Annotated in this window: 17 protein-coding genes; 16 read left to right on the forward strand and 1 reads right to left on the reverse strand. The window is 73.3% G+C overall.

Annotated elements, in window-relative coordinates:
- Positions 1-75 precede the first annotated feature (75 nt).
- From ACWCPN_RS02400 to ACWCPN_RS02410, 3 genes are read left to right on the forward strand one after another with little or no spacing between them, the layout of a single operon-like run.
- Positions 76-837: an ATP-binding cassette domain-containing protein gene (locus tag ACWCPN_RS02400; RefSeq protein ID WP_451202274.1), complete on the forward strand. Its 762-nt coding sequence runs from the start codon at positions 76-78 to the stop codon at positions 835-837.
- On the forward strand, positions 834-2,165 hold the full coding sequence (locus ACWCPN_RS02405; protein WP_451201908.1) for a hypothetical protein: 1,332 nt from the start codon (positions 834-836) through the stop codon (positions 2,163-2,165). Before ACWCPN_RS02400 ends, ACWCPN_RS02405 begins: the two co-directional genes overlap by 4 nt.
- Entirely contained in the window at positions 2,162-2,764 is a 603-nt protein-coding gene (locus tag ACWCPN_RS02410; protein ID WP_451201909.1) for a hypothetical protein, read from the forward strand. Before ACWCPN_RS02405 ends, ACWCPN_RS02410 begins: the two co-directional genes overlap by 4 nt.
- Positions 2,765-2,866: 102 nt before the next feature.
- On the opposite strand, the gene ACWCPN_RS02415 is transcribed toward ACWCPN_RS02410, so the two are convergent.
- A complete protein-coding gene (locus tag ACWCPN_RS02415; RefSeq protein WP_199210575.1) occupies positions 2,867-3,403 on the reverse strand; it encodes an HNH endonuclease in 537 nt (178 codons plus the stop codon).
- A 315-nt stretch (positions 3,404-3,718) separates the two neighbouring features.
- Between ACWCPN_RS02415 and ACWCPN_RS02420 the strand changes: the two genes are divergently transcribed.
- From ACWCPN_RS02420 to ACWCPN_RS02480, 13 genes are all read left to right on the forward strand, one after another.
- The gene (locus ACWCPN_RS02420; RefSeq protein WP_451201911.1) at positions 3,719-4,822 is read left to right on the forward strand and encodes a mechanosensitive ion channel family protein; all 1,104 of its coding nucleotides are present in this window, start codon (positions 3,719-3,721) and stop codon (positions 4,820-4,822) included.
- Between the two features lie 228 nt (positions 4,823-5,050).
- Entirely contained in the window at positions 5,051-6,262 is a 1,212-nt protein-coding gene (locus ACWCPN_RS02425) for an ROK family transcriptional regulator (protein ID WP_451201912.1), read from the forward strand.
- 62 nt (positions 6,263-6,324) lie between these two features.
- Positions 6,325-7,668 (forward strand): ABC transporter substrate-binding protein, encoded by a 1,344-nt coding sequence (locus ACWCPN_RS02430; RefSeq protein ID WP_451201913.1) that lies wholly within the window; start codon positions 6,325-6,327, stop codon positions 7,666-7,668.
- Positions 7,669-7,670: 2 nt separating this feature from the next.
- Positions 7,671-8,612: a carbohydrate ABC transporter permease gene (locus tag ACWCPN_RS02435; protein ID WP_199210577.1), complete on the forward strand. Its 942-nt coding sequence runs from the start codon at positions 7,671-7,673 to the stop codon at positions 8,610-8,612.
- Positions 8,613-8,614: 2 nt separating this feature from the next.
- Complete coding sequence (locus ACWCPN_RS02440; protein ID WP_451201915.1) at positions 8,615-9,508, forward strand: carbohydrate ABC transporter permease; 894 nt, start codon at positions 8,615-8,617, stop codon at positions 9,506-9,508.
- Positions 9,509-9,514: 6 nt separating this feature from the next.
- On the forward strand, positions 9,515-10,783 hold the full coding sequence (locus ACWCPN_RS02445; RefSeq protein WP_451201916.1) for a 6-phospho-beta-glucosidase: 1,269 nt from the start codon (positions 9,515-9,517) through the stop codon (positions 10,781-10,783).
- The gene (locus ACWCPN_RS02450) at positions 10,774-11,754 is read left to right on the forward strand and encodes an N-acetylglucosamine kinase (RefSeq protein WP_451201917.1); all 981 of its coding nucleotides are present in this window, start codon (positions 10,774-10,776) and stop codon (positions 11,752-11,754) included. Before ACWCPN_RS02445 ends, ACWCPN_RS02450 begins: the two co-directional genes overlap by 10 nt.
- A 170-nt stretch (positions 11,755-11,924) precedes the next feature.
- Entirely contained in the window at positions 11,925-13,358 is a 1,434-nt protein-coding gene (locus ACWCPN_RS02455) for a hypothetical protein (protein WP_451201918.1), read from the forward strand.
- Between the two features lie 14 nt (positions 13,359-13,372).
- Positions 13,373-14,410: a glutamate ABC transporter substrate-binding protein gene (locus ACWCPN_RS02460; RefSeq protein ID WP_451201919.1), complete on the forward strand. Its 1,038-nt coding sequence runs from the start codon at positions 13,373-13,375 to the stop codon at positions 14,408-14,410.
- Between the two features lie 45 nt (positions 14,411-14,455).
- The gene (locus ACWCPN_RS02465) at positions 14,456-15,763 is read left to right on the forward strand and encodes a hypothetical protein (protein ID WP_451201920.1); all 1,308 of its coding nucleotides are present in this window, start codon (positions 14,456-14,458) and stop codon (positions 15,761-15,763) included.
- Positions 15,760-18,231: a tetratricopeptide repeat protein gene (locus tag ACWCPN_RS02470; RefSeq protein ID WP_451201922.1), complete on the forward strand. Its 2,472-nt coding sequence runs from the start codon at positions 15,760-15,762 to the stop codon at positions 18,229-18,231. The genes ACWCPN_RS02465 and ACWCPN_RS02470 overlap by 4 nt, the downstream gene beginning before the upstream one ends.
- 3 nt (positions 18,232-18,234) lie before the next feature.
- Positions 18,235-19,581 (forward strand): PP2C family serine/threonine-protein phosphatase, encoded by a 1,347-nt coding sequence (locus tag ACWCPN_RS02475; protein WP_451201924.1) that lies wholly within the window; start codon positions 18,235-18,237, stop codon positions 19,579-19,581.
- Between the two features lie 103 nt (positions 19,582-19,684).
- A complete protein-coding gene (locus ACWCPN_RS02480) occupies positions 19,685-21,031 on the forward strand; it encodes a VWA domain-containing protein (RefSeq protein ID WP_451201926.1) in 1,347 nt (448 codons plus the stop codon).
- The last annotated feature ends 39 nt before the right edge of the window (positions 21,032-21,070 follow it).

Consider the following 21,070-nt stretch of genomic DNA (forward strand, 5'->3'; position numbering starts at 1 on the left):
CGCCCCCGGGCCCCGGCCGTCCCGGCCGCCCCGCCCGGGCACACCACCTCTGGAGACCCCTTGAGTTCCCTGCTCGTGTCCGGCCTGCGGGTCCGGCACCGGAAGAACCTCGCGCTGGACGGCGTGGACCTGGACCTCGGCACCGGTGTGCACGGGCTGCTCGGCCCGAACGGTGCCGGGAAGACCTCGCTGATCCGGGTCCTGGCCACGGTGGCCCGGCCGTCCGCCGGGCGGGTGGAGATCCTCGGCCAGGACACCGCCGGCCATCGCGGGCGGTCCGCGGTACGGCGCCGGCTGGGCTATCTGCCGCAGGAGTTCGGCTACTACCCGGGTTTCACGGTGCGGGAGTTCGTCGCGTACGTGGCGTGGCTGAAGGAGATGCCCGCCGCACGCGTCCCGGCCGCCGTGGCGGACGCCGTGGCGCGGGTCGGACTCGCGGACCGCGCCGACGCGAAGATCCGCACCCTCTCCGGGGGCATGGTCCGCCGGGTCGGCATCGCCCAGGCCATCGTCAACGAGCCGAGCGTGCTGCTGCTGGACGAGCCCACCGCCGGTCTCGACCCGGAACAGCGGGTGGAGTTCCGCGAGCTGCTGCGCGAACTCGGCGCCTCGGCCGCGGTGGTGGTCTCCACCCACCTGGTGGAGGACGTGGCCGCCGCCTGCACGGAGGTCACCCTGCTCGAAGCGGGCCGGATCGCCTACCGCGGCACCCCGCACTCGCTCACGCTGATGGGCGAGACCTCGGACGGTCCGGGCGACCACCCGATCGAGCGCGGCTACACGGCCGCGCTGCGGGCCCACCGCGACGGCGCGGGGACGAGGGAGTCGGTGCGATGAGCCTCCTGACCGACCGGAGGGCACCCGCCGCACCGGCACCCCGTCCGCTGCGCGCGGAGGTCCTGCGCGGATTCGCGCCCTGCGCCGGGGCCGCCGTGCTGCTGACCCTCGGCGTCCTGCTGGCGGGCTCCGCCGCCCGCTGGCAGGGCGGCTGGGCGGAGACCGCCGCCCAGACGCACGTCACCGGGCTGATCGCCGGGCCGCTGGCCGCGGCGGCGGGCTGCTGGCAGGGCGGGCGGGAGCGGCGACGCCGTACCGAGGAGCTGTGGGGGACGGTCGTCCGGTCACCCCTCGCCCGGCTCCTGGCCGCGGCCCTGCCCGTCGCGCTCTGGACGGCCGCCGGCTACCTGGCCGCGGCGGGCCTGGCGATGCTCGCCACCTGGCCCTACGCGCAGGGCGACCGCCCGCACCCCGGGCTGCTCCCCGGGGACACCGTCGCGGTGGCGGCGGCCGCGCTGCTCGGGCACGTGGTGGGCCGCGTCGTCCCCACCCGGCTGGCCGCACCACTGCTGGCGATCGCCGGGTACGTGGGGCTTGGCGTGCTGTCGGCGAGCACTTCCGGGCCCGCGCGGCATCTCGACCCGGCGTTCCCGATCATGGACACCGATGTCCCGGTGTGGTGGCAGCCGCTCTCGATGGCCGTGTGGACGGCGGGCCTGGCGTTCGCGGCCGTGCTGGCGTACGCCGCGCGGCGCCGGGTGACCGCCCTGCTGCCGCTGGCCGCCGCGGTGGCCGCGGGGGCGGTGCTGACGCAGACCGGGGACGGCCTGTGGCACGAGACCCCGCTCGCGCGCCGACAGGTCTGCGACACCTCCACCACGCCGGCGGTCTGTGTGAACGCGCGGTACGCGGGGATGCTGCCGCAGGTCACGGACGCCTTGTCGGGCATCACGGGCAGGCTCGAAGGGGTGCGGAACCTGCCGGTGCGGTGGGAGGAACGCGACCACGAGTCGCACGACGCCGAGGCCCAGCTGCCCGGCCTCACACCGCTGGGCTGGTCGGTCGTACGGGGCCGGCTCACCGATCCGGAGCAGTTCGCGTGGGAGGCGACGGCGGCCCTGCAGCGGCGCCCCGACTGCCTGCACCCCACGGAGCGGATGTCCCTGGCCGACGACGCCGTGGCGGGGTACCTCGCCCCCAGCCCGGCGCGGAAGACGTTCGACGACATCGACGCCCGCGGCGACGCGGCTCACCGCGCCGGCCTGCGCAAGCGCCTCGCCGCCCGGGCCGCGCTGGCCGCGATGGGCGAGGAGGAGCGCCGGGACTGGCTGTCGGCGTACTTCGCGACGGCGGGCACCTGTGACGTGCGGGGGGTGCCCGCGCTGTGACCGGTCCCCTCCTCTACGCCCGTTCCCGCGCCCTGCCCCTCACCCTGCTCGCGCTGGCCGGCACCACGGTCTTCGCGGTGTGGGCCGCCGACCGCCTGGACGCCTATCTCGACCCCTACCGCCGGGTGCCGGTCGTCGCGCTGGCCCCGCTGCTGGCGGCCGCCGTCATCGGCGCGAGCCTGTACTCGGCGTCCGACGAGCTGGACCGGACGGCCGTGCGGCCCTGGTGGCCGCGGCGGCTGGTGCAGCTCGGTGCGCTGACCGCGCTGGCGGCGCTGGTGCTGCCGCTGGCGGTGCTGGGGCACGCGGAGACCTTCGGGCCGCCCGCGGTCGTCCGCAACACGCTGGGCTGCACCGGCGTCACGGCCGCCGCGGCCGTCCTGCTGGGCGCCCGGCTGAGCTGGCTGCCCGCCTTCGGCTACGTGACGGCCGTCTACCTGGCCTCCTCGGGGGCGCGCGGGCGCGCGGTCACGGTGTGGGCGTGGCCGATGCAGCCGGGCGCGCAACCGGGCGCCTGGGCCGCGGCGCTGACCGTGTTCGTGGTGGGCGCCGCGCTGTACGCGGCGCGCGGGGCGCGTGCCGAAGGACCCCGCGGCTAGGGGCTGTCCGACCATTTCCGTCGTCCGCCCGGAGGGCGGCCGCGCCGCAGTGGCCGGACGGGCCGGCCGTCCGGCCACGGGGTGCGTGAAGGCCCGGAACCGTCAGGCTGAGATGCCGTCGATCCGGGCCATGGCGTCGTCCGCGCCGTACGGCTGCAAGTAGGGCAGCCAGCGCGGGTCCCTGTGGCCGGTGCCGATGATGCGCCAGGCCAGACCGGTGGGCGGGGCGGGTTTGTGGCGCAGCCGCCAGCCGATCTCGACGAGGTGACGGTCGGCCTTCACGTGGTTGCAGCGGCGGCACGAGGCCACCACGTTGTCCCAGACGTGCTTGCCCCCGCGGCTGCGCGGGATGACGTGGTCGACGCTGGTTGCGACGCCACCGCAGTACATGCACCGGCCCCCGTCGCGCGCGAAGAGCGCCCGGCGGGTGAGAGGAACGGGCCCCCGGTAGGGAACCCGCACGAAACGCTTCAGCCGGACCACGCTGGGTGCGGAGACTGTGACGGTCGCGCTGTGCATAAAGGCGCCGGATTCCTCGAGGGAGACGGCCTTGTTCTCCAGGACGAGGACGAGCGCGCGGCGGAGCGGTACGACGCCGAGCGGCTCGTACGACGCGTTGAGGACCAGGACGTGCGGCACGGGTGCCTCCTTGGGCGTCGGCGGCGCGTGGCTCGCGCCGGGACGATCTGCAGTCAGTCTCCCCTCATGCCTGGTGAACGCGCCACCATGTCCCGGTAACGGGCTGGGAGTGTTTTCGACCACACCTCATGCGTCCCCCGGATCATGGCGTGTTCAAGCCCAGGTGAGACCCGTCTCCCTTGGACGGAACGGCGCGGAGCACACACGCTGCCCCGTTAGTGTGTTGGTTCTGTCCGTCCGGTGACCTTTTCGTGATCCCGAAGACCTTGACCGCCCCGCCGGAGCGGACCGCGCAGCGCCCTGGAGGTACCCGCCGTGTCCTTGCCCGTCGTCCTTGCGGCCGCCGGTGCGTCCCCCTCGCCGTCCCCCTCCGGTTCGACGGCGCCGCCCGTTCCCACCCTGCAGGACGCCCAGGACCACGCGACGAACGCCGCGAGCTGGGTGGAGCAGAACTGGTCGACCTGGCTGGCCATGGGCCTGCAGATCGTGCTGGTCGTGGTCGTGGCCGTGGCGCTCAGAGCGGTGGTGCGGCGGGCGATCACCAAGCTGATCGACCGCATGACCCGGGCGGCGCAGGCCTCGGAGGGCAGCGCGCTGGGCGGGCTGCTGGTCAACGTCGAGCGGCGCCGGCAGCGGGCGGCCGCGATCGGCTCCGTGCTGCGCTCGGTGGCCAGCTTCCTGATCCTCGGCACGGCCGCGCTGATGGTGCTGTCCACGTTCAAGATCAACCTGGCGCCGCTGCTGGCCTCGGCCGGTGTGGCGGGCGTGGCGATCGGTTTCGGCGCCCGCAACCTGGTCACGGACTTCCTGTCCGGTGTCTTCATGATCCTGGAGGACCAGTACGGCGTCGGCGACACCGTCGACGCGGGTGTGGCGTCCGGCGAGGTGATCGAGGTCGGACTGCGGGTGACCAAGCTGCGCGGTGACGGCGGCGAGATCTGGTACGTCCGCAACGGCGAGGTCAAGCGGATCGGCAACCTCTCGCAGGGCTGGGCCACCGCCGGGGTCGACGTGACCGTGCGGGCGAGCGAGGACCTGGACCGGGTGAAGGCCATCCTGGACGAGGTCGCCGAGAAGATGAGCAAGGAAGAGCCCTGGAACGAGCTGCTGTGGGGCCAGGTCGAGGTGCTGGGCCTGGACAGCGTGCTGATCGACTCCATGGTGGTGCGGCTCACGGCGCGGACCATGCCCGGCAAGGCGGTGGCCGTGGAGCGCGAGCTGCGCTGGCGGGTCAAGCGCGCCTTCGACGCGGCGAGCATCCGCATCGTGGGCGGCGCGACGGCCGTGGAGGACGTCGAGGACGCCCCGGATCCGGCCGCCGCGGTGGCCGCGCCGTCGGTGTACGCGAACGCCGAGTCCCCGCAGTCGGTGGCGGCGACCCCGATCGCCTCCCAGCGCCCGGCCCCGCCCGCCAAGTAACGCACCACGCGGCGCCGCGGGCGCGCGGACCCCACGCCCCCGAGGTAACGACTCCGTTGCCTCGGGGGCGTCGTCTATTGACGCCCTCTTCGTCCTGGGCTTACGTTCCTCCCACGCCAATAGGAAAGTTTCCTAACAGTGATCTTCCCGGGCGCCCGTTGATCAAGGCTGGACGTCGTGCCCGGGTCGCTGAAAAGCTGGGCAGCTGGAAAGGCAGGTGTCGACCGCATGGCAGGAACCCCCGGTACGCCGGGCACCCCGCGCGTCCTGCGCGCCATGAACGACCGCGCCGCGCTGGATCTCCTCCTGGAGCACGGGCCGCTGTCCCGCACCCGCATTGGCAAGCTCACCGGTCTGTCCAAGCCGACCGCGTCCCAGCTCCTGGCCCGCCTGGAGGCCGCCGGACTGGTCCGGGTCACCGGCACCAGCGAGGGCCGGCCGGGTCCCAACGCCCAGTTGTACGCCGTGAACCCGGTCGCCGCCCACGCGGCCGGGCTCGATGTGAGCCCGTACCGCATCCGCGCCGCCGTCGCCGACGTCACCGGCCGCACGGTCGGCGAGTACGAGCTGCCCACCCCGGGCCGGCGTCCGGCCCGGCCCGTCGTGCAGCAGGTCACCGAGGCCCTCGACGGCGCCGTGAAGGCCGCGGGGCTCGCCCGGTCCGACGTGCACCGCCTGGTCATCGGCACCCCGGGCGCCTTCGATCCGGGCACCGGCCGGCTGCGTTACGCCTCTCACCTGCCCGGCTGGCACTCCCCCAGCCTGCTGGACGAACTCGCCGCCGCGCTGCCCATGCCGGTCGAGTACGAGAACGACGTCAACCTCGTCGCCATCGCCGAACAGCGCCTCGGCGCGGCCCGCGGCCACGCGGACTTCGTCCTGCTGTGGAACCAGGAGGGCATGGGCGCCGCCCTGGTGCTCGGCGGGCGGCTGCACCGCGGCTGGACCGGCGGCGCCGGCGAGGTCGGCTTCCTGCCGGTGCCGGGCACCCCGCTGGTGCGCCAGGTGACCAAGGCCAACAGCGGCGGCTACCAGGAGCTGGCCGGCTCCCAGGCCGTACCGAAGCTGGCCCGTGAACTCGGTGTCGCCGACGTGCCGGCTGGTCGGTACACCGACGCGGCCGCGACCCTCCTGGCGCGGGCGGCCGACCACGCCGGCGGCCCGTACCGGGAACTGCTGCGGACCTACGCGACCCGGCTGGCCACCGGCCTCGCCTCGCTGGTCTCCGTCCTCGACCCCGAACTCGTCGTCCTCAGCGGCTCCGCCCTGACGGCCGGCGGCGAGGTGCTGCGCGCCCTCGTCCAGGCCGAACTGGAGGAACTCGCCGCGGCCCGCCCCCGGCTGGTCGTCGGCGACGTCACGGAACACCCCGTGCTGCGCGGCGCGCTGGAGTCCGCGCTCGCGACCACCCGCGACGAGGTCTTCGACACCTCGCGCTGAGCGCCCGAGCCCCACCCCGAAGCACTCCCTCCACACCCACCCCGTCCCAGGGAGACCTCGCCATGCCCACAGCCGTACCCGAAACCGCCCGGAAAGCGGCCTTCGCCCTGACCGCCGCCCTCGCCCTGCTCGCCACCGCCTGCACCGGCCAGTCCGGCTCCGGCGCCACCGACGACGCCTCGAAGGAGACGACGATCAACTTCTGGCACGCCTGGAGCGCGCCGAACGAGGTCAAGGCGGTGAGGTCGCTGGTCGCCGGATTCGAGAAGGCGCACCCCAACATCCATGTGAACGTCGTCGGCAACATGACCGACGACAAGATCAACCAGGCCCTGCGCGCCGGCGGCGACCGGGCCCCCGACGTGATCTCCTCCTTCACCACCAACAACGTCGGCAAGTTCTGCTCGTCGGGCGCGCTGATCGACCTGAACCCGTTCTTCGAGAAGGCGGGCATCGACCCGGAGACCACCTTCCCGAAGGCGATGAACGAGTACACCCGGTTCGACGGCGACCGCTGCACGGCTCCGCTGCTGGGCGACGCCTACGGCCTCTACTACAACCGGACGGCGTTCCGGAAGGCCGGCATCACCGCCCCGCCGAAGACCTGGTCGGAGTTCGAGACCGACGCCAAGAAGCTGACCGTCACGCGGGGCGAGGGGTACGAGCAGCTCGGCTTCATGCCGAACTACCACGGCTGGGAGTCCACCACCGAGCACTACTTCGCCCAGTTCTCCCCGGTCTACTTCGGCAAGGACGGCAAGTCGGACCTCGCCGACGACCCCGCCTTCGAACAGGGCTTCACGCTCCAGAAGCGGCTCGTCGGCGAACTCGGCGGATTCCAGAAGCTGGAGAGGTTCCGGGCCACGCTCGGCGACGAGTGGGGCGCCAGGCACCCCTTCCACACCGGACAGGTTGCCATGCAGCTCGACGGCGAGTGGCGGCTGGGCATGGCCGCGGAGGCCAAGCCGAAGTTCGAGATCGGGGTGGCCCCGCTGCCCGTCCCGGACGACCAGGCCGACCAGTACGGCAAGGGCTACATCACCGGCACCATCACGGGTATCGCCGCCACCAGCCACAAGCAGAACGCGGCCTGGGAGCTGGTGAAGTACATGACCACGGACACCGACGCGGTGGTCGGCTTCGCCAACGACATCCACAACGTGCCCTCCACCCTGGCCGCGCTGAAGTCGCCGAAGCTCCGGTACGACCCGCGGTTCAAGACCTTCCTGGACATCGCCGCCGACCCGCACTCCACCACCACCCCCGCCTCGGTCAACGGCGGTGTGTACCTGGTGACGATCCAGCAGTTCGGGTACGACTACGAGAGCGGCAAGGTCACCGATCTGAAGGCCGGCCTGAGGAAGACGGCCGCGCAGATCGACACGGACATCGCGCAGGCGAAGTAGCCATGGCGGCCACCACGTTGGGCTCCAGGCGCCGCAGGGCGGCGCTGCGCACGGCGGCGTTCATGTCGCCCTGGCTGATCGGCTTCGCGGTCTTCTTCGCGTACCCGCTGATCTCGACGGTCTACTTCTCCTTCATGCACTACGACGGCTTCCGGCCGCCGACGTGGAGCGGCACGAAGAACTGGACCTACGTCTTCACGCACTATCCCCTGTTCTGGCCCGCGCTGCGCAACACCCTGTGGCTGGTCGTGGTGATGGTGACGCTCCGGGTCGTCTTCGGGCTCGGGATCGGGCTGCTCATCACGAGGATCAGGACGGGGGCCGGTGTCTTCCGCACCCTGTTCTACCTGCCCTACCTGGCCCCGCCGGTCGCCGCGACCATGGCCTTCGCCTTCCTGCTCAACCCCGGCACGGGCCCGGTCGACTCGGCCCTGGAGAGCATCGGCATCCCGGCGCCCGCCTGGTTCAACGACCCCGCCTGGTCCAAGCCGGCCCTGACGCTGCTCGCCCTGTGGGGCATCGGCGACCTGATGGTCGTCTTCATGGCCGCGCTGCTCGACGTACCGGCGGAGCAGTACGAGGCGGCCGAACTGGACGGCGCGTCGGCGTGGCAGCGCTTCCGCTACGTCACCCTGCCGAACATCTCCCCGATCGTGATGTTCGCCGTGGTCACCGGCGTGATCCAGACGATGCAGTACTACACGCAGCCGCTGATCGCCGGAAAGGTCGCCTCGGGCGTGATCCAGGGCGCGGGCACCCAGTTCGAGCCCGGCTACCCGGACAAGTCCACGCTCACCCTCCCCCAGCTCGTCTACAACCTCGGCTTCCAGCGCTTCGACTACGGTTCGGCGTGTGTCGTCGCACTGGTCCTGTTCGCCCTGTCGATGGCGTTCACCGCGCTGTTGATGCGGCGCCGGGGCGGCCTCGTCCAGGCAGGTGACTGACCATGACCCAGGTACTGGAGAAGCCCCTGAGGACGCCCCCGGCCGTGCCGCGCGCCGAGCGCACGGCACGTCGCCGGGCGCTGCTGGAGTGGATCGCGGTGCACTCCCTCGGTGTCGCCGCCGCGCTCTTCTTCACCCTCCCCTTCGTGTTCGTGGTCCTCACCTCCCTGATGACCGACAGCCAGGCGCTGAGCCGGGATCTGGTCCCGCACACCTGGGAGTGGGGCAACTACCACAAGGTCCTGGCCACCCCGGGGTTCCTCACCTGGTGGCGGAACACCCTGGTCTACGCCGGGCTCGGCACCGTGCTCACCGTGGCGTCCTCGATCCCCGTGGCGTACGCGCTGGCCAAGTTCCGCTTCCGGGGCCGGAATCTGTCACTCATGCTGGTGATCTCGATGATGATGCTGCCCCCGCAGGTGGTCGTCATCCCGATGTACCTGTTCTGGGCGAAGCAGCTCGGCCTGTCGGGCACCCTGTGGCCGCTGATCGTCCCGATGGCGTTCGGGGACGCGTTCTCCGTCTTCCTGCTGCGCCAATTCCTGATGACCATCCCGAACGAGTACGTCGACGCGGCGAAGGTGGACGGCTGCGGCGACCTCAGGACCCTGGTGCGGGTGGTGCTGCCGATGGCGCGGCCCGGCATCGCCGCGGTGGCCCTCTTCCAGTTCTTCTACGCCTGGAACGACTACTTCGGCCCGCAGATCTACGCCTCGGAGAACCCCGGTGCCTGGACACTGAGTTACGGCCTGGAGTCCTTCAAGGGCGCCCACCACACCGACTGGAACCTCACCATGGCCGCCACCGTGCTGGTCATGGCCCCCGTGATCCTCGTGTTCTTCTTCGCCCAGAAGGCGTTCGTCGAGGGCGTCACCCTCACCGGAGTCAAGGGTTAACCGCATATGAAACTCACCGTGGTCGGCGGCGGCTCGACCTACACCCCCGAACTGATCGACGGCTTCGCCCGGCTCAGGGACGCCCTGCCGGTCGAGGAACTCGTCCTCGTGGACCCGGACGCCGAACGCCTGGAGCTGGTGGGCGGCCTGGCCCGCCGGATCTTCGCCCGGCAGGACCACGGCGGCCGCATCGTCACCACCTCCGACCTGGACGCGGGCGTGGACGGCGCGGACGCCGTGCTGCTCCAGCTCCGGGTCGGCGGCCAGGCTGCCCGGCAGCGGGACGAGACCTGGCCGCTGGAGTGCGGCTGCATCGGCCAGGAGACGACCGGCGCGGGCGGCCTCGCCAAGGCGCTGCGGACGGTCCCGGTCGTGCTGGACATCGCCGAGCGCGTGCGCCGCACCAACCCGCGGGCCTGGATCATCGACTTCACCAACCCGGTCGGCATCGTCACCCGGGCCCTGCTGGAGGCCGGGCACCGGGCGGTCGGCCTGTGCAACGTGGCGATCGGGCTGCAGCGCAAGTTCGCGGCCCTGCTGGGCACCGACCCGAAGGACGTGCACCTGGAGCACGTGGGCCTGAACCACCTGACGTGGGAGACGGGGGTGCGGCTCGGCGGCCCCGAGGGCGCGGACGCGCTGCCCGAACTGCTCGCCCGGCACGGCGACGCCATCGCCGGCGACCTGCGCCTGCCCCGGCCCCTGCTGGACCGCCTGGGTGTCGTCCCCTCCTACTACCTGCGCTACTACTACGCCCACGACGAGGTGGTGCGGGACCTGCGCACCAAGCCCTCGCGGGCGGCGGAGGTCGCGGCCATGGAGCGCGAGCTGCTGGCGATGTACGCCGATCCGGCCCTGGACGAGAAGCCGGCGCTGCTCGCCAAGCGGGGTGGCGCCTTCTACTCGGAGGCGGCCGTGGACCTGGCGGCGGCCCTGCTGGGCGGCGGCACGGGAAGCCCGTACCAGGTGGTCAACACGCTGAACCGGGGCACCCTGCCGTTCCTCCCGGACGACGCGGTGATCGAGGTGCAGGCGGCGGTGGGCCCGTCCGGTGCCGCGCCCCTGGCCGTGCCGGACCTCGACCCGCTGTACGCGGGCCTGGTGGCGAACGTGACGGCGTACGAGGAACTGGCGCTGGAGGCGGCGCTGCGGGGCGGCCGGGACCGGGTCTTCCGCGCCCTGCTGGCCCACCCGCTCATCGGGCAGTACGAGTACGCCGACGCCCTCACCGACCTGCTGGTCGCGCACAACCGGGAGCACCTCGCGTGGGCCTGATCCCGACCGTCCTCGCCATCGACGCGGGCAACAGCAAGACCGACGTGGCCGTGGTCACCGCCCGGGGCGAGGTGCTGGCCACGGCCCGCGGCGGCGGATTCCGTCCGCCGGTGGTGGGTGTCGGGGCGGCGGTGGACGCCCTCGCCGAACCGGTCGCGCGGGCGTTCGCGGACGCGGGCGTGACCACCGCCTCGCACGTCTCCGCCTGCCTCGCGAACGCCGATCTGCCGGTGGAGGAGGAGCAGTTGGCGGCCGCGCTCGGCGAGCGCGCGTGGGCCGCCTCGGTGGCGGTCCGCAACGACACCTTCGCCGTCCTGCGGGCGGGGGTGCCCGAACCCCGGGGCGTGGCCGTGGTGTGCGGTGCGGGCATCAACTGCGTCGGCATGCGCCCCGACGGCCGCACCGCCCGCTTCCCGGCCATCGGGCGGATCTCCGGCGACTGGGGCGGCGGCTGGGGCCTGGCCGAGGAGGCCCTGTGGTACGCGGCCCGCGCGGAGGACGGCCGGGGGGAGGCGACGGAGCTGGCCCGCGCCCTGCCCGCGCACTTCGGGCTGGGGTCCATGTACGCGCTGATCGAGGCCCTGCACCTGGGGCGGGTCGAGCACGGCCGGCGGCACGAGCTGACGCCGGTGCTGTTCCGCACGGCCGCGCACGGGGACCGGATCGCCCGCTCCCTCGTCGACCGCCTCGCCGAGGAGGTCGCGACGATGGCCGCGGTGGCCCTGACCCGGCTCGACCTGCTCGGCGAACAGACCCCGGTGCTGCTGGGCGGCAGCGTGCTGAGCGCCGGTCACACCCGGCTCGACGACGGGGTGCGCGACCTGCTGGCGTCCCGCGCCCCCAAGGCGGACGTCCGCGTGGTCACGGCCGCCCCGGTGCTGGGCGCGGCCCTCCTGGGCCTGGACCGTCTGGGCGCGGAGGAGGAGGCACTTGAACGGGCCCGGGCCCACTGGGACACCGGCCGGCGCTGACCCCCGCCGGGGCGCTCCGGGGCAGGTGGCCGCTGGAACCGAACAGGTGCCCACGGCGTGTTCATGGGCAGGGGACACTGCGATCCGATCAAGATCCAGCGAAGGCCGGTGCGGATGTCGGTCCGGGCCGCAATACTGGGCGGCGAACGGATGACCACGGGGGAGGTCAGGTGACACACCCGCCGAAGAGCAGCACGGCACCGCCATCGGCGGGCGCCGTCGTGCCCGCGATCCCCCCGCAGCCCGCGCCGCCGGCTCCGGCCGCCCGGCCGGGCCCGCCCCCGGCTCCCCGCCGTACCGCCTTCGCCGAGGGCGTCGACCGGCTGCGGTCCGCGGCGACCACCGAGCCGGGCCGGCTGCGTGTCATCGGTGCCGTCCTCGCCGTGCTGGTCGTCGCGTTCGGCGCGGTGACCGCCTGGCAGACCGCCGAACGCGCGGCCGCCGCCGACGACGTGCTGCACAGCAGCCAGCCGCTCAGCTCCGGCGCCGCCGACATCTACCGTTCGCTGGCCGACGCCAACACCGCCGCCTCCAGCGGTTTCCTGGCGGGCGGTCAGGAGACCGCGGACTCGCGCGACCGGTACGAGAAGGACATCCGCACCGCCGCCGCCGGCCTGGTCACCGCCGCCGCCAACTCCGAGCCGGGCTCGCCGTCGGAGGCGTCCGTCGCCAGGCTGAACAAGCTGCTGCCCGAGTACAAGGGGCTCGTTGAGCGCGCCCGCACCTACAACCGGCAGGGCTATCCGGTCGGCGGCGCCTATCTGCGGTACGCGAACGAGAAGATGCAGAAGGAGATGCTCCCGGCGGCGGAGGACCTCTACAAGAAGGAGAACCAGCGGCTGAACGCCGACTACGGGGACGCGACACCCTACCCGTGGGCGGCGATCGCGCTCGGCGTGCTCGCCCTGGCCGCGCTCGGCTGGGCCCAGCACCGCACCTACCGGCACACCAACCGCGTCCTCAACCACGGCCTGGTGGCCGCCTCCGCCGCCACCGCGGTGGCGCTGCTGTGGCTGGTCGCCGGGCACACGCTCGCCAGGTCGGGCCTGAACGGCTCCTACGACAACGGCGTCCGCTCGCTGAACGTCCTGCACGACGCCCGCATCGCGTCCCTGAAGGCGCGGGGCAACGAGAACCTGAGCCTGGTGGCGCGCGGCGCGGAGACCGTCACGGTGGACGGACAGACGTACGACGCCTACTACTACGACTTCGACCGGGACATGGGCGTGCTCGCCAAGGGCCTCACCGACGCCCGCCGGCTCGCCGACGACGACGCGGGCACCGGGCCGGTGAAGGCGGCCCAGGGCAACATGGCGGTGTGGAAGCAGCGCCACGCCTCGGCCCGCACCGAGGACGAGAACGGCAACTACCAGCAGGCGCTGGACAAGGTGATCGGCGGCGCGGACGCCACCGGCGCCTGTTTCGACAGCGTGGACCGCAATCTCGCCCTGGCCATAGGCCACGAGCAGACCGAGTTCCAGCGGGCCGCCGGTGACGGGCGGGACGCGATGACCGGGCTGTCCGTGGGCGCCGCCGTGCTGGGCGTGCTCGGCGCGGCGGCCGCGGTGGCCGGCGTCGGGCGCAGGCTTTCGGAGTACCGGTGACAGGGGGCGTGACGATGTACGCGAGCCGTGTACGGGCCTCCCTGCGGGGCTGGGGCGGGGTCGGCGCGATGGCGGTGCTGTGCGTGCTGGCCCTGGCCTTCGCGCTGCTCCTGCCGTGGACGCAACCGCGTCAGGACGACGACGGCGCGCGGACCGCCGGCCCGGGCGTCACCAGCGGCAGCCAGGCGCGGGCCGGGGACTGCGAGGACTCCGAGGCGCAGAAGCAGACGCTCTCCCCGTCCGGCGCGGACGGCCCGACCATCGACGCCATCAAGGCCCGTACGGGCGCCAAGCGCAAGCTGGTCGTCGGCGTCGACCAGAACAGCTACCACTGGGGCTACCGCAACCCGAACACCGAGACCGCCCAGCTCGAGGGCTTCGACATCGACCTCGCGCACAGGATCGCCGAGGACATCCTCGGCGACCCGGACGCGGTGCAGTTCAAGGCCATCCCGACCAGCCAGCGCATACCCGCGATCAAGGACGGCCGGGTCGACATGGTGGTCCGCACGATGACCATCACCTGCGCGCGCCTGGCCGACGTGGCGTTCTCCGCGCCCTACTTCAAGACCGGGCAGCAGGTGCTGGCCCCCAAGTCCTCCACCGTCAAGGGCTACGACGGCACCCTCGCCCACAAGAGGATCTGCACGGCGTCCGGTTCCACCGCCTACGGCAAGCTGAAGGCCGACCGGGACGCGGGCGACCTGCCCGCCTCCACCGACATCTCCACCACCGTCCCCAACCAACTCGACTGCCTGGTAAGGCTGCAGCTCGGCGAGGTCGACGCGGTGGTCACCGACGGCGCCCTCGCCGCCAGCCAGGCCGCCCAGGACCCGACGGTCGCCCTGAAGGGTGACGCGTTCACCACCGAGTACTACGGCGTGGCGATGAAGAAGGACGCCACCGATCTGGTACGCCGGGTCAACCGCATCCTGGTCGACTACCGCGAGGACGGCTGGCAGGCGTCGTACGACAGGTGGCTGTCGGCCACACTGGGGAAGGACTCGGACCCGTCCAAGCCGCCCGCGCCGCAGTACCTGCGCAAGAGCTGACCCCGACCCGACCCAGGCCAACCACACAGCAGCGAGAGGTGATCGATGGGCGTCACGGACCCCGCCGGGCCGGTGATGGACCGGGACGAGGTGGACCGTGCGCTGGCGCGGCTCGGCGCGGAGCACGAGGCGATCGAGACCTCGCTGCTCGCCCTCCAGGACCACGCGGGCCGCAGACTCCTCGAAGGCGCCGAGCTGACCGGCGTCACCCGGCAGCGCTGGCAGGCGGCGGAGGCGTCGATCACCCTGCTGTGGGCGTACTTCGACGCCTACACGGCGGCGCTGCGCTCCGCCCGGGACATCCGCGCCCGGCGCCGCTGGTCCAGCCGCGAGGACCTGGCGGAGCTGACCGAGCTGCTGCGCGGCGCGTCCGTCACCGTGCCCGGGGGCACCGGCCCCACGGCCGCCGCGAAGCTGAGCGAGAGCTTCTCGCTCACCACCCTGGTCGACCGGATGAACGAGCTGTACGCGTCCTCGCTCGACCTCGTCGTCACCGCCGACGCGGTCTGGTCGGCCCTGCCCGCCCGGATCGATTTACTCGCCGCGGAGCTCCAGCGCACCCGCAGGCTCGCGCACTCCGTCGGCGTCCGCCCGGGCGAGCACCCGGCCGGTGACGACCTGGAGCGCATCACGCGCACGCTGACCGCGCTGCGCGCGGACGTGGTCTCCGACCCGCTCGCCTTCTGGGTGCGGGCCGAGGGCAGTTCGGCGCCCGGCGGCGGCCGCCCGGACACCACGGTGTACGACCGCGAGGCGCGCGCCCTGGAGGACGTGCGGCGGGAGATCGACGCGGTGCTGACGGTCCGGCAGGACGCGGAGGCGCGGCTGATCCGGCTGCGGGACGTGCTCTCCCGCGCGGACCGCACCCTCGCCGAGGCGCGCACCGCGCGCGGTGAGGTGCTGGCGAAGATCGCCGCGACCGAGGTCCCGGTGGTCAGCGGGCCGCCGACCGCGCTCCAGGAGCAGCTCGCCGCGGCCGCCGAGTACCGGCGGCACGCGCAGTGGCACCGGCTCTCCCCGCTGCTGGAGTCCCTGGAGCAGAAGGCCGAGGACGAACTGCTGCGGGCGCGTGAGTCGCTGACCGCCGTCACCGCCCCGCTCGCGGTCCGCGCCGAGCTGCGCGGACGGCTGGACGCGTACCGGGCGAAGACCACCCGCAACGGCCTCGCCGAGGACCCGCTGCTGGTCGAGCGGTACGACGCGGCCCGGCGCATGCTGTGGAGCGCCCCCTGCGACCTGCGCGTCGCCGAACAGGCCGTACTGCGCTACCAGCAGGCGGCGGCCGAGCTGCTCGGCGCACCGGGCGTCCCCCGTCAGGGCGGACCCGAGGACCGTAGAGGTGAACCGTCATGAGTCAGGCACAGCGGACGTGCCAGCGGCCCGGCTGCGAGGGCTCCTACGAGGACGTCGGCGGCGGCGAGCTGTACTGCGACACCTGCGGCCTCGCCCCGGTCGTGTCGTCGGGAGGCATGGTCGGCTCGCCGGCCACGGGCGTCACTAGGGGCTCGGCGGCGAGCGGCGGTTCCCGCACCGGCTCCCGCAGTTCACGCACCTCCTCGCAGTCGTCGCGGTCGCGGCGCTCGGTGTCCGGGCGGCTGTCGCGCTCCCTGTCGGGCGGCTCGAGCGCCCGCTCGGTGTCGGTGCGCAGCTCGGGCTCGTCCTCCGGCACCTCGACCCGCGGACGGCTCGGCGCCGGGCTGGTCTCGGTGCCGCAGGTGCCGCGGCCCGACCCGCGCGCGATGGTGCTGGAGAACCCGGAGGTGCCCGAGCGCAAGCGGTTCTGCTCGCGGTCCGACTGCGGGGCGCCGGTGGGGCGCGCCCGGGGCGAGCGGCAGGGGCGCACGGAGGGGTTCTGCACCAAGTGCGGGCACCCGTACTCGTTCGTGCCGAAGCTGAAGTCCGGCGACATCGTGCACGGCCAGTACGAGGTCGCGGGCTGTCTGGCGCACGGCGGCCTCGGCTGGGTCTACCTCGCCGTGGACCGCGCCGTGTCCGACCGATGGGTCGTGCTCAAGGGCCTGCTGGACACCGGCGACCAGGACGCGATGGCGGCCGCGATCTCCGAGCGGCGGTTCCTCGCGGAGATCGAGCACGCCAACATCGTGCGGATCTACAACTTCGTCGAGCACCTCGACCAGCGCACCGGCTCCCTCGACGGCTACATCGTCATGGAGTACGTCGGCGGCAAGTCGCTGAAGGAGATCGCCAACGCCCGTCGCACGCCCGACGGCAGGCGTGACCCGCTGCCGGTGGAGCAGGCCTGCGCGTACGGCATCGAGGCCCTGGAGGCGCTCGGCCACCTGCACAGCCGCAACCTGCTGTACTGCGACTTCAAGGTCGACAACGCCATCCAGACCGAGGACCAGCTCAAGCTGATCGACATGGGTGCCGTGCGCCGCATGGACGACGACGAGTCGGCGATCTACGGCACGGTCGGCTACCAGGCGCCGGAGGTCGCGGACGTCGGCCCGTCGGTGGCCAGCGACCTGTACACGGTGGGCCGTACGCTCGCCGTCCTCGCCTTCGACTTCCAGGGCTACACGAACGTCTTCGTGGACTCCCTGCCCGACCCGGACAACATCGAGGTCTTCCACCGCTACGAGTCCTTCTACCGGCTCCTCGTCCGCGCCACCGACCCCGACCCGGCCCGCCGGTTCGCCTCCGCGCAGGAGATGTCCGAGCAGCTGACCGGCGTGCTCCGCGAGGTCGTCTCCCTGCAGTCCGGGCAGGCCAGACCCGCCTTGTCCACGCTGTTCGGGCCCGAGGTGAAGGTCGTCGACACGGAGCTGTTCCCCAGGGCGCACGGGGACGTGTCGCTGCTCGGGGCGCGTCCGGCGCGCGGTGCCGTGCCGGCCCCCGCGCTGCCCGCGCCGGCCGTCGTCCGGTCCGTGGACACGCCCGCCGCGGCCCTGGCGCTGCCGGTACCGCTGGTCGACCCGAACGACCCCAACGCCGGTTTCCTGGCCGGGCTCATGGCGTCCGCGCCGGCCGAGCTGATCAGCGCCCTGGACGCGGCGCCCGCGCCGAGCGTGGAGTCGCGGCTGCGGCAGGTCAGGGCCCGGCTGGAGAGCGGCGACCATCCGGCCGCCCTCACGGCCCTGCGCGAACTGGAGGGTGAACGGCCGGACGACTGGCGGGTGGTCTGGTACCGGGGCGTGGCCGCGCTGGCCACCGGGGACTTCGAAGGTGCCGCGCTGGGCTTCGACGCGATCTACGACGCCTTCCCCGGCGAGGCGGCCCCCAAGCTGGCGCTCGGTCTGTGCGCCGAGGTGCTGGGCCAGTTGGACAACGCGGCCGAGTACTACCGCCTGGTGTGGTCGACCGACCCGAGCTTCGTCAGCGCCGCCTTCGGGCTGGCCCGGGTGCGGCTGGCGGCCGGTGACCGGCGCGGCGCCGTGGACACCCTGGAGTCGGTGCCCGAGTCGTCCGTCCACTGCACGGCCGCCCGGGTCGCCGCCGTCCGGGCCCGGCTGCGCGGGCGGACACCGAGCGCCGGCGACGTACCGTTCCTCGACGACCTGACGGCCGCCGCCGGGCAGGTCGAGGCGCTGGACGCGTACGGTCTGGACCCGGCGCGCCGCGAGCAGTTGTCCGCCGAAGTGCTCGGCAGCGCGCTGGACTGGGTACTCTCCACAGGCCGGGACACCGTCCCGCCTGCCGCCGGCGGACGGATGGTGCTCGGCAGCGGTCTGGACGAACGGGGCCTGCGCTTCGGCCTGGAACGCGCGTACCGCACGCTGGCCAGGCTGGCGCCCGGCGGCGAGGAGAGGATCGAGCTGGTGGAACGGGCCAACCGTTACCGCCCCCGGACGTGGGTGTAGTTGATGTCGCAGATGCCCCAGCAGGCCGCACTGACGAAGTGCCCGAGCTGTGCCGAACCGCTCGAGTCGGGTGACCTCTTCTGCGGCGCGTGCGGATACGACCTGTCCGTCGTGCCCGCAGCGCCGCGGGACCACCCGACCCTCACCATGACCGGTTCCGCCGGTCCCGGGGACGGCGTGGACTGGCCCGCGCCCGAACCGCCCGGCTCCGACAGCACGCAGCCGGCCGCGCACGAGGCGACCGACCTGCCCGGCACCGACTCGGGCGGCAACGCGCTGCACCACGAGGAACCGGCCGCGCCCGGCGTCCGCTTCGACCGGCGACCGGAGCCCGACGAGTACCCGCTGCAGGCCCCCGACCCGCGCGCCTCGGCCGGTCCCGTCCCGTCCTCGGCGCCGGCCGGTCCGGCCGCCGCTCCCGGCACGGCCGATCCCGCGCAGGTCTGCGTGGCCTGCCGGGCCGGCCGGGTGGACGACGACGGCTACTGCGAGAACTGCGGGCACGCCCAGCCCCAGGAACGCGACCGCATGGAGCGGGAGTCGGGTCCGGTCGCCGCCGTCAGCGACCGGGGCCTGCGCCACCACCGCAACGAGGACGCCTTCGGCGTCGCCCACACCGCGCTGCCCGACGGCTCCCCGGCGGCGCTGGCCATCGTGTGCGACGGCGTGTCCTCGGCGACCCGGCCGGACGAGGCGTCGATGGCCGCCTCGCAGGCGGCCGTGGACACCCTGCTGGCCGCCCTGCCGCACGGCACCCACCCGCAGGCGGCGATGCACGAGGCGATCGTCGCCGCCGCACAGGCCGTCAACTCCCTCGCGGAGGAGCCCGAGGCGGCGCGCGAGCACGACCCGCACCAGAACTCCCCGGCGTGCACCATCGTCGGCGCGATCGTCACGGGCGGGCTGCTGGTGGTCGGCTGGGTGGGCGACAGCCGTGTCTACTGGGTGCCGGACGACCGTTCCGCGCCCCCGGCCCGGCTCACCGAGGACGACTCCTGGGCCGCGCAGATGGTCGCGGCCGGCCTGATGAGCGAGGCGCAGGCGTACGCCGACGAGCGCGCCCACGCGATCACCGGCTGGCTCGGCGCGGACGCCTACGAACTGGAACCGCACACCGCCGCCTTCAAGCCGGACCGGCCCGGAGTCGTGCTGGTGTGCACCGACGGCCTGTGGAACTACGCCGAGACGGCCGAGGAGATGGCCGAGGTCCTCCCCGCGGACGCGGCGGCCCGTCCGCTGCACAGCGCCCGGGTCCTGGTCGGCCACGCCCTGGACGGCGGGGGCCACGACAACGTAACAGTGGCCGTCGTGCCGTTCCCCACGCCGCCGCAGGGGGCAGGATCGGCCTGAGGCCGCACCACCACGGGGAAGTCCCGGCGGACCGGAGGGGACCGGTCCGTTCACCGGCACCGCCTCGCGTCAGCGGGGCGTAAACAGGGGGATCTGAACAGCCATGGCCAATTTCGCCAAGCCGGACGTGCCGCAGTTCTCGGTCGAGGTCTACCAGAACGAGTACCTGCCCGAGGGCGGCCGTGAGGTCAACGCCATCGTCACCGTGACCGCCACCGGCGGCGGCACGGTGGGCGGCGCCGTCACGGCCCCGCACCTGTACGCGCCCGGCCAGGGGCCCTCGGCGGCCGTCGTCGTCATGGTCGACTGCTCGGGCTCCATGGACTATCCGCCGGCCAAGATGCGCAACGCCCGGGACGCCACGGCCGCCGCGGTCGACACCCTGCGCGACGGGACGCACTTCGCGGTGGTCGGCGGCACGCACGTGGCCAAGGAGGTCTATCCGGGCGGCGGGCGGCTCGCGGTCGCCGACGCCACCACGCGCGAGCAGGCCAAGCAGGCGCTGCGCCGGCTCGGCGCGGGCGGCGGCACGGCCATCGGCACCTGGCTGCGGCTCGCCGACCGGCTGCTGTCCTCGGCGGACGTGGCCATCCGGCACGGCATCCTGCTGACCGACGGCCGCAACGAGCACGAGTCGCCGCAGGACCTGAGGGCGGCGCTGGACGAGTGCGCCGGACGGTTCACCTGTGACGCGCGTGGCGTGGGCACCGACTGGGAAGTGAAAGAAGTCACAGGCATCGCCTCCGCCCTGCTCGGCACCGCCGACATCGTCGCCGACCCGGCGGGGCTGGCCGCCGACTTCACGCGGATGATGGAGACGGCGATGGGCAAGGAGGTCGCCGACGTGGCCCTGCGGGTGTGGACCCCGGTCGGCGCGAACCTCCGTTTCGTCAAGCAAGTTGCGCCCGCCGTCGAGGAGTTGACGGGCCGCCGCACCGAGGCGGGACCGCGGGCCGGGGACTATCCCACCGGCTCCTGGGGCGACGAGTCCCGCGACTACCACCTGTGCGTGGAGGTCCCGGCGGCCGGTCTCGGCCAGGAGATGCTGGCCGCCCGGATCTCCCTGGTCGTGCCGCAGCCGGACGGGCAGGTGCGGAACCTCGGCGGTCAGGGGCTGGTCAGGGCGGTGTGGACCGACGACATGGCGGCCTCCACCTCGATCAACCCCCAGGTCGCCCACTACACCGGGCAGGCCGAGCTGGCCCAGGCCATCCAGCAGGGTCTGGACCTTCGCAAAGCGGGCGATTTCGAGCGCGCAACGGCCAAACTGGGGCGTGCCGTTCAGCTCGCGAGCGTCTCGGGCAACGCGGATACCGCGAAACTCCTTTCGAAGGTGGTGGACGTGGTCGACGCCGCGACAGGTACTGTGCGGTTGAAGACGAAGGTCGCGGAGGCCGACGAGATGACCCTCGAGACCCGGTCCACGAAGACTGTTCGTGTAAAGAAGTGACCCGCGGGAGACCGCGGGACAGCCAGAAGAGATCCGGAC

This window comes from Streptomyces sp. NPDC002386 (genome assembly GCF_053593175.1).